Raw genomic sequence first — 14514 nt, 5'->3', positions numbered from 1 at the left:
CAAAGGAATGAAAAAAGGATGTTAGCCTAACATCTTCGCATCCTGCGAAAACGGCTAACTGACCTGCATCGTGCAGGACTGGGCACAATTCAAAATCCGGACGCATTGTTTATCTGTGCGAAAGCGAAGCGACAGCCACAATTACGCCAAGGCGAAATTGATTTAACCAAATATCTTTACCCATTCGAATTATTTTTAGTAGCTTGCAGTCGTAAGCGAGCAGCCCGTTTTTTTGTCTCCTTAAATAATTCATCCAGCTGACGATAGCAGGCATACTGACCAGGCTTTGCTTTTATAAAGGTCATTCGTTCAATCCCATTTATCGGTAAAACCTCATCTCCGCCCTCTTCTACTAGATGGTCAAATAAAACAATTGCCGCCTCCATCAAGCCCTTAGCCTCACCATTTCTTGTATCGTGGGCTATGTGAATTTTGGATTCCAGCTCTTGCCACTCTGTAAACCAAGCATCGATTTTTTCCTTTGCAATTGCCTCTACATTCATGCCTCTTTCACCAGCCCTTTTTTCAAACGCTTTTGTCCTTCTCGACAATCCTCTAGTAACGGACAAGCCTGACAGCCTGGATTTTGAGCCTTACAATGATATCTGCCAAAGAAAATGAGCTGATGATGCGTTTTTGACCACTTGTCCATTGGTGTTTTCTTCATAATCGTTTCTTCCACCTCAAGCACCGAATCCTTCCAGCGACAAAGACCTAACCGCTTGGACACCCGCTCTACATGAGTATCCACTGCAAGCGCAGGGATATCGAATGCTACAGACAATACGACATTAGCCGTTTTACGACCAACTCCAGGCAACGTCACTAAAGCTTCTCGACTTGCTGGTATCTCGCCCGCATATTCATCTAACAAGCGCTGACATAAAGCTTGAATATTCTTTGCTTTATTTCGATACAAGCCGATGGAACGAATATCCTGTTGTAATTCCTCTAAGGACACTGCTAAATAATCTTCAGGCTTCTTATATTTTTGGAATAACGTTTTCGTAACCTTATTGACAAGAACATCAGTACATTGTGCAGATAACAATGTGGCTATCGTTAGCTCGAACGGATTTTCATGCACGAGCTCACAATGTGCATCAGGGAACATACGATCCATTTCGGCTAGGCAATGCTCCCATTGTTTTTTTGTTAGCATACTGGCACCCTACTCTCTCTCTTCTAACCAATTATAAAATGGTACTTTGTTTGTCGATTGCATCCCTTGCTGCGATGTACGGACTGGTGGTCTGTGAATCGTTTGTTTTTCACGGAACTGTTCACTTTGTTTTTGTGCAGCCTGAGGTGTCGTAATATTTTTCTTTTTCCACTCCAGTAAAATACGATCAATATAACGAATACTTAGCTTTCCCGCAAACACTGCCTCCTTTAGCGCCTCTTTAATAAGCGCTGGACTATGTTTGTCCTCATCTAGCCAAGAACCGATTTTTTCTAGCTCTAAAGGAGATAAAAGACGCCCCATTTCCTCTTCAAATAAACGGAATATCTCGCCCTCTTCTTGTCGCAGTGCAGTTGCCGATTTTTGCTGCTCTTTCATCTCAATCAACTGCATAATACGCTCCCAAAGTGGAAAAACCGAATATTTTTCATATAGCTTGCCGTTTGCATCAACATCGCGGGTAATTTCAAGGAAGCCTTTTTGCATTAACCGCTGTAGACCAGAAGTAATATCATTGTCGGACATTGTAAGGCGGTTCATTAAATCATCAGGTGTTGGAAAATCATTGCCCTCGATATGGAATGCAAGTAAATGGAAAACAATTAACGCCTCTTCATCCTTCATATTTAACTCCTTATAAAACTGAAAAAAGAGCTGGGGAATTTGAATCATTCGCTGTTCAGTCCATATGCGGAGTCGACTATTATTTGTGCTCATATATTATTTGACTCCTTCTCTGGTAGTAAGTAGAAAAGCCGCGTAGATTTTTCCCTACGCGACTTTTAAATTGGTCCCGCTTTAACGGGCAGTAGTCAACTGTACCGAAAGCGAAAGGTAAGAAGATCATACTAGTTGTTGTTTATGGATATAAACGGTTTAGTAAACGTGGGAATGGAATAGTTTCACGGATATGCTCTGTTCCTGAAATCCATGCCACTGTTCTCTCTAACCCTAGACCGAAACCTGAATGGGGTACAGAGCCCTGTTTACGCAGTTCTAAATACCAAGCATAAGCATCTAATGATAAATTATGTTGTTCAAGACGTGATTTTAATAATTCATAGTCATGAATACGCTCAGAACCACCGATAATTTCACCATAGCCTTCTGGTGCAATCAAGTCTGCACATAATACAACGTCATCACGATCAGGATGTGGCTGCATATAGAATGGTTTAATACCTACTGGATAGCAAGTAATGAATACAGGTTTGTCAAATGAATTGGCAATAGCTGTTTCATGTGGCGCACCAAAATCATCGCCCCACTCAATATCATTAAATCCTTGCTCATGTAATAATTTAATCGCATCGTCATAAGAGATACGAGGGAATGGTGCTTTTATGTTTTCTAGAGTTGAAGTATCACGACCAAGACGCTCTAGGTCTAATTTGCAGTTTGCTAGTACAGATTGCACGATATGTTCCACATATTGCTCCTGCACTTCAAGATTTTCCTCAAATTCCACAAAGGCCATTTCCGGCTCAATCATCCAAAATTCGATTAGATGACGGCGTGTTTTTGATTTTTCAGCACGGAATGTAGGACCAAATGAGAATACCTTTCCTAATGCCATCGCAGCCGCTTCCATATAGAGCTGACCAGATTGAGAAAGATACGCATCCTCATCAAAATATTTCGTGTGGAATAGCTCAGAAGTACCTTCAGGAGCTGAACCAGTTAAAATTGGTGGGTCCATTTTTGTAAAGCCGTTGTTGTTGAAAAACTCGTAAGTTGCACGAATAATTTCGTTACGGATTTTCATAATCGCATGCTGCTTACGAGAGCGCAGCCATAGATGACGGTTATCCATTAAGAACTCAGGACCATGTTCTTTTGGTGTAATCGGAAAATCTGTTGCAGCATGTAGCACTTCGATACCTGTTACAGCTAGTTCACAGCCAAAGCTTGAACGCTCATCTGCTTTAACCTCTCCCGTAACATACATCGATGTTTCTTGTGTCATGCCTTTTGCAACCGCAAAAATCTCTTCACCTACTTCTTCTTTCACAACAACGCCCTGTACAAAGCCAGAGCCATCACGTAATTGTAAGAAGGCAATTTTCCCACTTGAACGTTTGTTTGATAACCAAGCGCCTAGCTTGACTGTTTCACCGATATGTTTTGGCATATCTTGAATCATAATTTTTTTCATAGAAATCCTCCAAAGTTGGTTAGAAGGATTAGTCTTGCCACTTTGATTTGACAAATGCATCAATACGGCGGACTGCCTCTTCTAATAGTTCTAAAGATGTAGCATAAGATAATCGCATTGTAGTTGGTGCACCAAAGCCAGAGCCTGGAATCACTGCTACGTTTGCTTCTGTTAAAATAGCTGCAGCAAATGCATCCACTGAATCGTAGCCAGTATGAGCCATAGCTTCTGCTACGTCTGGTAATAAGTAGAATGCACCCTGTGGCTTTAACACATGGAAGCCAGGTATTGCACTTAACTGCGGATAGATTTTCTCAAGACGAGATTCAAAAGCTTGGCGCATTTCTTCTACTGCGTCCTGAGGTCCATTGTATGCCTCCACTGTTGCATATTGTGCAGTTGTTGTTGCGTTAGATGTAGAGTGTGATGCAAGATCAGTCATTGGTTTAATAATGTCTGCATCTCCTGCAGCATACCCGATACGCCAGCCTGTCATAGAGTGAGATTTTGCTACACCGTTTACAACGATTGTACGTGCTTTCACTGCATCAGAAAGTTGTGCAATTGAAAAATGCTCTATACCATTGTATACAAGCTTCTCATAAATTTCATCTGACACGATTAAAATATCTTTATCTTCTGCAACAGCTGCAAGTTCTGCTAGCTCTTCACGAGAATAAATCATACCTGATGGATTGCTAGGAGAGTTTATGATGACTGCTTTTGTTTTATCTGTTATTGCAGCTCTTAATTGATCCGCTGTAATTTTATAGCCTTGCTCTCTTGTACCTTCAACATAAACAGGCACACCGCCAGCCAGCTTTACTTGCTCAGGATAGGATACCCAATAAGGGATTGGAATGATGACTTCATCACCCTCATTTAAAATAACTTGGAACAATGTGTAGAGAATATGCTTTGCACCAACACCTACAATGATTTCATTAGCCTTGTATGTAAGGTTATTGTCGCGTTGTAATTTATCAATAATCGCTTGCTTAAGTACTGGAAGTCCGCCAGCAGGTGTATATTTAGTAAAACCTTTCTCCATTGAGTCAATAGCAGCATTTAAAATATTTTGCGGCGTGTTAAAGTCTGGTTCACCAGCACCTAGACCAATGACATCAATTCCTTGCTCTTTTAACGCTTTAGCTTTCGCAGTAATGGCTAAAGTTGAAGATGGTGTTAAAGTTTTTACACGGTTTGCTAATAAATTTTTCATTGGGATCTACTCCTCTTATAAATTCGTAATACGCTTCCACCAATCGCCGTCCTCAAACATAATATAGACATAGTTGAGCTTATCGTGTTCGTTTAGGTACGTAATTTCCCAAACAGCACCGGGCTCCTCATAGCCTAATTTCATATTGAGTACCTTTTGTACATTTCCTTCCTTTTTAAAAACCGATAATGCTTGCTTTTCGTTAATACCATCTTTTAAAAATACTTCCCGAATTGAATCAGCTTCTAGATTCGTAGGAACAAAGATGGCTTTTTTATCACCATATTCGTCTACTCCAAATACAGTAACATACGAATGTTTGCCATTATATGTGTAGGACTCCGAAACAATTGCGAGGGCCTTGGCATCAAGTGCCAGCTGTTCAGCCTTCTCTTCAATTGAACGGAACGGAGCCTCGGCTTTCCAGAGTACTAAAATACCAATGACAAGTGACAATGAAACCATAAAAACAGAAATGAAAATCAACCAGTTTCTCATTTATTCACCTTATGTTTCACATCTAACTTATGCTTTAACACGAATGCCCGATCTAGCATGTCTAAAGCTGCGTAACCATTCATTTTGCTTTCCATTTGGTCAACCTGCTTTCTTTCCTCATACCACAACATTATACAACAATTTTGCCCTGTCGTGTTCTTAATTTCGTATATTGTACGTTGCTAGAATAAGGTTTTCAAATGATCCGAATAGATATTTTTATTTTTCAATCATAGATCAAAAATGATAGCCTTTTCAATGGAAAAATTCCTATTCACGAATGCGAATAGGAATTAAAAAAACGATGACAATATTCATTACAATTCATCAATAATACATTTAGTACGACCATTTTTTTTAGCTTGGTATAAACATTGATCTGCATGCTTAAATAAAGTTTTATAGTCATAATTTTTCTGTTCATTGATACATGCGCCCATACTCACCTTCAGTGTTTCACTTTCAGCATGTTGATCCAGCGTCAAGGTAAGTAAGTAGGAATGCATCTCTCTGACAAGCTTTTTTACATATTCTTTCTGCTCATGACGAATACAAATAACAAATTCATCCCCGCCAAAACGAATAATTTCTGCATCTTCTTTCTGTAAAAAATCCCGTAAGCCAGACGCAAGAATTTGTAAAACCCGATCACCAAATAAGTGACCATACGTATCATTATACAGTTTAAAATAATCAAGGTCTAAAACAGTCAAACCAACAAATTGTTTGTTGAATTTAGCCTCAAATAACCATTCATTTATCTTAATATCTAAGAAATGCCGATTTAAGACACCCGTTAAAGGATCATAGAGTGCCTTTTTTTCGAGCTTTTCCTTATGGCGATTAAATTCTAGGTTCATTACCTGCTGTAGCAAATTATCTACGCCCATTTTCTCGGAAAGCTCAATATATGCACGCTGCACTTCAAAAATTTCATCTCTCCAATTCAACTGATACAGTACATTTAAAAGTAAACGCATTACTTTCTTAGTTATAGCATTATCCCCATACGATTGTGCCAGTGCTATTGACTGTTTGTAATAGTTCACTGCCTCTTGTAGTCTATCTTGTTTTTCATATAAAAACCCATAACCAAACAAAGCAGCAACCTTTTCACGATTATGGTGCTGAATAATTGTCGAATTCAACGTACTGTCCAACAAAGTTTGAGCTGTGTCAAAATCTCCTTTAAAAATATAAACATCGGCTAAATTATTATTAATACGAATATCATGTAGCCTCGCTAATTCAGGTAGCTTCTTCGATAATTGCTGATTGTATTTTCTAGCAAGTAAACCAGCTTGCAGTCCTTCATCGTTGCAGCCTTTCTCAACCTCAAGGTAGCATAGATTATTATGACCTCGAACAAGCATAGTTAAATCGTTAAGTTCATGTGCGTAGTCGATTGATTTTTTTGTCATTTCGATTGTTTTCTCTCTAAAACCAACTAAATCATATAATAAAGACATCACTAGGTAATAATGCATGAAGTCTTTTGCAGTGCCATATTTTTGACAAGACGTTTCATATTCAGGAATAATGCTCATCATACTTAACGTATCCCCTAGTGTGAAGTATATTAATATCTTTTGATAATATAAATCCAGTCCGTGTTGATAATTTTGATTCTCTACTGCTACTAATAGACCTTGTTCAGCAAGGACTAATGCTTCCTTTAAAAGACCTTTTGTTCGCATTTCCATTATTGTTTTATTTAATTGTTCCAATGTTAGTTCCAACGTATCACCACTTCTCCAAACCCCAGATTAACTAATATATCAATTATAAAACAACTGTATCCTGTCGTCCGTACTTTTCAACATTTACCAAACTTTACTAATTGTTGATTTACTGCATGGTAGAAAAATGGCAATCCGTCATCTAAATGACAATGATTACTCAATTTCCCTCACTATCCTCTGAAATCTGAATCACACAGCCATTACTGAAGTGTCGATATTGATATTTTTTATATATTAGCACAATTTTCTCCATTATTGTCCCAGTTGCCTATTGTTTTCACCCATATTATGAAGTAATTAGCAATCTAAGTATTGAAAAAGGGACGTGATGTTTTGACCATAAATATTAACCCTGCTGATCCAGCTACTATTCCAAAATTTGTTGATGAGTTACCGAAACCAAGCACTGCTAAACCAAAATATTATAGAGGTCAACAAAGAAAAGATTATTATGAGTTACAAATGATACAAGCAGAGCACTGTTTCCATAAGGATTTCCCAAAATCCATCATTTGGGGCTATAACGGGCTTTATCCTGGCCCGACGATTGAAGCTAAGAAAGACAAAACGATTTATGTCAGATATAAAAACCTATTACCTAGAAAGCATTTTCTGCCTGTCGATTTTACGCTTCATGCGGCCAACGATTCACAAGAGGTAAGGACTGTCACACATTTACATGGCGCAAATGTAGATTGGGAAAGCGATGGTCACCCAGAAGCATGGTACACAAGAGACTATATGCATACGGGACCAAAATTCTATAAAGAAGTACATGAATATACAAATCATCAACCTGGTACAACAATGTGGTATCATGACCATGCAATGGCATTGACTCGCTTAAATGTTTATGCAGGGTTAGCTGGCTTTTATCTACTGAGAGATGCCCTTGAGGAGCGTTCTAATTTACCCTGTGGTGACTACGAATATCCTATTTTAATTCAAGATAAATCGTTTAATGAGGATGGTTCACTATTCTACCCTGATGAACCACCTTTTCCAGTTCCCGTCCATCCATCTATTACACCTGGATTTGTAGGGAATACAATCGTCGTAAACGGGAAAGTTTGGCCCTATTTAAATGTCGAGCCTCGTAAATATAGATTTCGTTTTCTAAATGGCTCCAATAGAAGAGGCTATGTCATCAGCCTTTCAAATGGAGAGCGGATGATTCAAATTGGGACAGATGGCGGCTTTTTAACAGCACCTCGAGAAATACAATCTGTTGAATTATTACCAGCTGAACGTACAGATATCATTATTGATTTCTCTAATTGTGATGGTCAGGAAATAATAGTAGTCAATTCTGATGAGGATTTCATTGATGAGCATACAAACGTTATTATGCAATTCAAAGTTACTCTTCCTTTAAAATGTGAGGATACTAGTGAAATCCCTGAAATGCTTGCAGTTTCAATGGATCTGCACCCTCACCATGCGCATATCGAGAGACAACTTCCATTAACCGCTACAACGGATGATTTTGGTCGACCGATGCTTTTATTAAATAATCGAATGTACCATGATCCTGCTACTGAAAAGCCAGCACTTGATAGTATAGAGATTTGGAGTTTTATTAATGCCACACCGTTCATCCATCCTATTCATTTGCATTTAGTACAATTCAAAATATTGGAACGACGTCCTTTCGATTTAGAACTTTATCAAAATGAAGGAAGGTTGGAATTTACAGGACCTTCTGAAGAACCTCGAGACTATGAACAAGGCTGGAAGGATACCGTCAAAGCAGATGCAGGAAAAGTGACGAAAATTATAATGCACTGGAAAGACCATATCGGTCATTATATGTGGCATTGTCATTTTCTTGAGCACGAAGATCATGATATGATGCGACCAATCCTTGTGATAAAGGATGTTCATCCTGTGCAGCAGCCTCATGCCGAAGTAGAAATAGAACATTCCCCATCTGAGCATCATGAAACTGCTGCTACTATTGAAAACAGTAATCATCAAACAACACCACTCTTAAGTAAAGATTCAGGTATTACCCAAGCAACAGAGAGTCATAACGTTCATCTAGAGAATGAAGATAAACAGACAATTGTTCATCGAGAAATAGATATAAGTAAAATCCCTCAACCGATTTTCCCATCTACTGAGGTTCAACCCCAAGAAAGAATGTCAACTAGGCGTAGGAGAATATGGTACTAGTGAAACATTATTTTTAAAAAGTCTGGGAACAAACTGGTCAAAACCTTAAAAAGCGCAAGAAATCAATTTAGAAACGTTGATTTCTTGCGCTTTTCTGTCGTAATATTTTTAAATATGGCTTAATGATTTTTTATTCTTTTGAAATAAGCTATAAAGTATAGGTACAATAAACAGTGTTAAAAAAGTAGAAGTAAATAGTCCACCTATCACTACAACAGAAAGAGACTTTGATACCATCCCAGTTTCATTCGAAATTGCCATGGGAATTAAAGCTCCCACTGTTGCAATAGCTGTCATTAAAATGGGACGAATACGTATAACACCTGCTTCCACTAAAGCAGTTTGTTTAGTCATTCCACATGTTTCAAATTGCTTCACCTTATCAATAAGAACGATTGCATTCGTTACAACAATACCATTTAACATTAGTAAACCAATCATTGCGGGCATTCCAATCGGTTCCTTCACAATATAAAGCCCAATTAATGCACCTATAACTGAGAACGGAATAGCAAACAAAATAACAAATGGCGCTTTTCCTTCCTTAAAGGTAAATACCAGTACCAAATACACTAAGAATATACTGATTCCTATGGCAATTGCTAAATCTCTGAAACCATCATCCATCGAAGCAGATACACCTTCCTTATAATAGCTAATATTTTCAGGAAGCTGCAGATTATCAATCACCTTATCGGCCAGAGCGGTAACATCTCCAACTTTTTCATCAGTAATGGTTCCATACACCATAATATATTCTTCACCATTTAGATGTGAAATTGAAGTTATATTATGAACCCTTTTTAGTTTCCCTATTTCATTCAGCATGACAGGAGTTCCCATTACATTACTAATCTGAACCTTTCCTAGATCTTCAAGCGAAGTCATCTCATCCATTTTTAATCCTAGGTTCACTTCTTTTGTTTCATCTACTGCTTGCATAGTTGTGACTACATCGCCATTAATGATTGCTCGAAGATTTTGTGCAACCATTGCTGGCATCATTCCTTTTTCGGCAAGCTTCATATCATCCAAATCGACAATGATTTCAGGTACTTCCCCCTCTAAAGATGTTGTCACATTCTCCATACCCTGCACTTTTTTTAAAGCAGCTGTAATCTGCTCACTCGCTCTTTTAATTTTCTCTAAATTCGTACCATTTACTACTAACGTATATTTGCTTTCTGCCCCTCCAATAATTCCTCCAATACCTGATACTTTGATTTCCTTAGGTTCACTTATTGTTGTTAACTGTTGTCGCAAATCACTGACATACTCATACGAATTCTCAACAGAATCATTGATTACAAATGAAATTGTCGCATATTCTGATTGCGCATCAATATCCGTATGTATAAGGCTAATCTCCTTTTGATCTAGTAATATTTTTTCCATTTTACCAGCCACATCAGTTGTTTTCTCAATAGGAGTTCCATTTTCCATTATCAATTCAACCTTGAAATGATTCACCTTCTCCTGTGGTAGAAAGGTTGTTCCTAGCTTAGGTGCAATGCTGACAGTAGTGCCTATTAAAATTAATAGTGCAGCAGATAAAGTAATTAGACGGTGATGTAAAGCCCAAGTTAAACTTTTTCGATACCACTTTTGAAGTACATTTTCTTGTGAGAGTTTAGGCGTAATTTTTAATAAAAAGACCTTTGACAATATTGGTACAATAGTGACTGCCACCATTAATGAAATTAACAATGAAATAACGATGGTCCATGCAAGTGGCTTGAAAAAACTGCCTACAATTCCTGGTACAAAGGCAAGTGGAAGAAAAACAGCAACGGTTGTTATGGTTGAGGAAGTAATCGCAGTTGCAACTTCACTTGTTGCTTGTTCTATTAATTCTTCATCTCTTTCCTTTGAAGCCCTTACTCTCCTAAATATATTTTCAATAACGACGATAGAATCATCTACAACTCGTCCAACTGCTACAGCAATACCAGCAAGTGTCATAATATTTAATGTATATCCCAACGCCTTTAGCCAAAGAAACGATGCAAAAATTGAAACTGGGATTGAGATGACTGCAATAATAGTTGAACGAATATTTTTTAAAAACAATAAGGTGATGATAATTGTCATGAATGCGCCTAAAAATACTTCACGGAGCATTGAATGAACCGATTGATTAATTTCAATAGATTGATCGTGCAAAATCTCCACTTTATAATCATCTGGAATAGCGAATGAATCCATTTCTTTTTTAACTTGATCAACAATTGCTACTACATTGGCGCCACCCTCAGGAATGATACTGAAACTGACACCCTCCTTGCCATTAATACGCGTCAGGTTATTTATATATTTACTTTCATCTGTTACTTCAGCTACATCACCTAAAGTCTTTGCAGTAAATTCTCCTTCTTTCTTAAAAAGCTTTACATCTTTAATATCCTCAATTGATGTAAATGCACTATTTATTCGGACTGGTAATATTTCATTTGAAATAGTAATGTCTCCAGTTGGCACAGAAAGATTACTTGCTGCAATTGCCTCTCGTACATCATTGAATGTAAAACCATTTGCTGTTAATTTTTGCGGTAAAAGTCGAATAAAAACAGACGTTTCTGTTGTTCCATTCAATTCTATTTCACTTATACCCTCTATGATAGTTAATCGTGGAAGTATTATGTCCTTTACAAACTTTTGGACTTCGTCGATTTTTTCATGTGCATATATCCCCATTGTAAAACTAATTGGATTTCCACCAGGTCTCGTAATTTCATATTGAGGCTCACCTGCTAATTTAGGCAATTGTAAGCTATCCACACTTCTCCTTACAAGCTGCTCTGCATCCTTCATATCCACGGTCATATCAAATTCGATTGTCGAATAGACCGCATTCATTACACCGTTTGTATAAACATTTTTTCTTCCTTCAAGCTTGAGGAACTCCCTTTCCATTTGCTCCCCAATATCATTCATAGCTTGTTTGGGCGAGGCTCCCTGATAAGGGATTATTATTGTCAAATATGGCATATCGACGTTTGGGTACTTCTCCATATGTAATGTTTTTAATGAATAAATTCCTCCTACAATAATAAGAGGTATGACTAATAGCATTGTTAAAGCATTTCTCATACTAAAACGGATGAATCGTTTCATATTTCACCTTCCTAATTTTATATTAAATCTACTCCTGCTCCATTTGAATAACAGGCAATAATAAATCTAACTGTGTAAAATCATCACCTCGATACCACTCTAGAATGGAACGCGTGGGGACCCATTTATGTTGAAGTGCATATTGTAGTAATTTAATATAGCCATCCTTAATCGTTGACATATGCTCTTTAAATGGTAATGCCAGACATATACAAGCAGGCATATGTTCAATAAAATCACAATCTATATATATATTTAAATTTGTGTCTACTGGAACGCCAAAGCCAATTTGGGCTTTAATTTCGTCTTGCCCCGATAAATAATTTAAGTAGTAGCTTTTAATACGGATATTTAATTGTTTTATTTCATTTGCTCTTTGTGCAAAGCTTGCTCCAAATTTGCCTGTCGTAGATTTAGCAGTAAACCAAATAATTTTTTCATCGTTTTTATCAATTAAATAAATATCATCTCGAATTGAGTCACTTTCTAAATAGCGCAGGCTAATATCCAATAAATCTCGTTTTCTCTTCATATGCTGAATCCATTTTTGCATCATCTTTTGACGATTCGTTTCATCCTGCTCCTGTAAATAATGTTGAATCTCATTAATAGGAACATCCGCCAAACGCAAAGTGGATATTAACTTTACTGTTGCAATCTGGCTGTCTGCATACACTCGATAGCCATTTAAACTCCTTTCCTCTGGTAGTAGTAAATTTTTGGTTTCATAAAAGCGTAGTGTGCTTTTGGTGATACCTGTTCTTTCTGAGAACTCTTGAATAGTCATATATTTTTTCACATCATCACACCTCTCAATTTCAATGGTAAACCTTCAACCAACTTGAAGGTCAAGTGTTTCTCTAAGATTTGTTTTTCATGTCGTTGAGGCAATAAAAAAAGTCCCTTATATCAGGGACTCCTAGAAAAAGTTAATTATTTTACTGTATCACTTTCTTCAAACCGTAAAATTCTCTTTGTCGCTAAAGCCATGATCACCATTAAAAAACCAATCATTATAATAGGAACATAGATTTTACTACTAAATACCTCAAATAATAAGCCATACAAAATTTGCCCAATTGGTGCCATACATTGTGAAACGGCAATAATAATAGCCATAACCTTCCCTAAATTTTCATTTGGTGTTTCTTTTTGGACAACTGTAATGACGTAAATGGAAATAACCGTCATAATCATAGCTATCAAAAGGGTACTTACAACAAAAACAATATAAGATGGATAGTAGCCAAAAGTAAGCATAAGAGGCATAACTGAAATAGCCATTGGAACAATCAATAATGCTGTGACGAAAATCCAAATATACAAATTCGTAATACCCAATTTTTTTGCAAAGTATCCCATCGATAAAGCCCCTAAAATAGTAGCAAAATCGATTAATCCCATTGCTATTCCATATAAAGTATCGCTACTTTGCATTGTGACACGGAGAATAATCGGTACACCTACAACAAACAATGGTGTTAATAATAAATTTAATAGTGCCGCTAAAATCATACATTTGAATATAAACGATTGCTTCATTACATAGCTAAAGCCCTCTTTCAAATCATTGACAAGTATTGGAATAATATGTCCGTCCTGTTCTCGTTGAGTAAATGGTATCGTAATAAACATCTCTAATAGGGCTGATAGAAAAAAGAGCACACCACTCATGATGACAAGTACTTTTAAGCCAATCATGCCGTATAATATCCCTCCTAGCACAGGAGCCGCTACACCCGACAATGCTTGAATCCCATTAACTATGCCATTTGCTTGCTCAAGCTTCTCTTCTTCTACAAGTACAGGGATACTGGCCATTACCGCTGGTGTATACATCGCACTAACAAGTGAAAGTAACATCATGACGATACCGATAAAAACGATAGAACTATTACCATTTATAAGCCAGAATAAAAGAATAAACACAATTATACTACTCACAAAATCAAATATGACCATTAAATTACGTCGATTGAATCTGTCAGCAATAGCCCCTCCAAGTGGTGCAAGTAAAATTGGGATACTTGAAATTGCAAATAGGACGGCAAAAAGATCCGCACGACCTGTTATATCTAGTACATACAGTGAAAGAGCAAATCTTAAAAGAGCAGATCCTAAAATTGAAATAATTTGCCCTATCACCATTAGGTTAAAATCTTTTGAAAAGCCTTTTCTTGTTATCTGAGATTCCATTCGAATAACCCCTTCCTTTTGCTCAATGGATGTTAAACCCTTCAGCCATCACTCATTTTTCCAGTGTAAGTTCGTTTTGAATTTCTGCGAACTTTATAGACCGACTGTCGGTTTACAAATATTATATGGTATCTCTCCAAAAAAAGGAACAACTATTTCATTTATTTCTCATATTTTCCATACCCTAAAGCATTCACTGTTTGAAAAATTTGAAAAAGCTAGCCCTTAT

General features: G+C 37.2%; 11 protein-coding genes. 1 reads left to right on the top strand and 10 read right to left on the bottom strand.

What is annotated here, in order from left to right:
* Positions 1-176 precede the first annotated feature (176 nt).
* The 7 genes from AC3WOM_RS03180 to AC3WOM_RS03150 all read right to left on the bottom strand — a co-directional run bounded on the left by AC3WOM_RS03180 (position 177) and on the right by AC3WOM_RS03150 (position 6797).
* Positions 177-503 (bottom strand): YpoC family protein, encoded by a 327-nt coding sequence (locus tag AC3WOM_RS03180; protein WP_492444914.1) that lies wholly within the window; start codon positions 501-503, stop codon positions 177-179.
* Positions 500-1162 (bottom strand): endonuclease III, encoded by a 663-nt coding sequence (nth, locus tag AC3WOM_RS03175; protein ID WP_492444913.1) that lies wholly within the window; start codon positions 1160-1162, stop codon positions 500-502. Before nth ends, AC3WOM_RS03180 begins: the two co-directional genes overlap by 4 nt.
* Positions 1163-1171: 9 nt before the next feature.
* Entirely contained in the window at positions 1172-1900 is a 729-nt protein-coding gene (locus tag AC3WOM_RS03170; RefSeq protein ID WP_427549032.1) for a DnaD domain protein, read from the bottom strand.
* A 142-nt stretch (positions 1901-2042) separates the two neighbouring features.
* Positions 2043-3338 carry an asparagine--tRNA ligase gene (gene asnS, locus AC3WOM_RS03165; RefSeq protein WP_427549033.1) on the bottom strand — a complete coding sequence of 432 codons (1296 nt, stop codon included), beginning with the start codon at positions 3336-3338 and terminating at the stop codon, positions 2043-2045.
* A 28-nt stretch (positions 3339-3366) separates the two neighbouring features.
* Positions 3367-4560 carry a pyridoxal phosphate-dependent aminotransferase gene (locus AC3WOM_RS03160; protein WP_427549035.1) on the bottom strand — a complete coding sequence of 398 codons (1194 nt, stop codon included), beginning with the start codon at positions 4558-4560 and terminating at the stop codon, positions 3367-3369.
* Between the two features lie 15 nt (positions 4561-4575).
* A complete protein-coding gene (locus AC3WOM_RS03155; RefSeq protein ID WP_427549037.1) occupies positions 4576-5058 on the bottom strand; it encodes a cell wall elongation regulator TseB-like domain-containing protein in 483 nt (160 codons plus the stop codon).
* A 317-nt stretch (positions 5059-5375) separates the two neighbouring features.
* Positions 5376-6797, bottom strand: coding sequence for a diguanylate cyclase (locus AC3WOM_RS03150; RefSeq protein WP_492444911.1), 1422 nt, complete (start codon positions 6795-6797; stop codon positions 5376-5378).
* A 336-nt stretch (positions 6798-7133) separates the two neighbouring features.
* Here AC3WOM_RS03150 and AC3WOM_RS03145 point away from each other — a divergent pair, with 336 nt between their 5' ends.
* On the top strand, positions 7134-8975 hold the full coding sequence (locus AC3WOM_RS03145; RefSeq protein WP_492444910.1) for a multicopper oxidase family protein: 1842 nt from the start codon (positions 7134-7136) through the stop codon (positions 8973-8975).
* Between the two features lie 108 nt (positions 8976-9083).
* Here AC3WOM_RS03145 and AC3WOM_RS03140 read toward each other — a convergent pair whose 3' ends face one another.
* The 3 genes from AC3WOM_RS03140 to AC3WOM_RS03130 all read right to left on the bottom strand — a co-directional run bounded on the left by AC3WOM_RS03140 (position 9084) and on the right by AC3WOM_RS03130 (position 14285).
* A complete protein-coding gene (locus AC3WOM_RS03140) occupies positions 9084-12089 on the bottom strand; it encodes an efflux RND transporter permease subunit (protein ID WP_492444908.1) in 3006 nt (1001 codons plus the stop codon).
* A 28-nt stretch (positions 12090-12117) separates the two neighbouring features.
* Positions 12118-12888, bottom strand: a complete 771-nt coding sequence (locus AC3WOM_RS03135; protein ID WP_427549045.1) for a helix-turn-helix domain-containing protein — start codon at positions 12886-12888, stop codon at positions 12118-12120.
* 134 nt (positions 12889-13022) lie between these two features.
* Complete coding sequence (locus tag AC3WOM_RS03130) at positions 13023-14285, bottom strand: MFS transporter (RefSeq protein WP_492444906.1); 1263 nt, start codon at positions 14283-14285, stop codon at positions 13023-13025.
* Positions 14286-14514: the final 229 nt, after the last annotated feature.

The organism is Lysinibacillus sp. FW301-JW8 (genome assembly GCF_058788755.1).
Note: the sequence above shows the minus strand (reverse complement) of the source record. Positions and strands in the feature narration are given on the sequence as shown.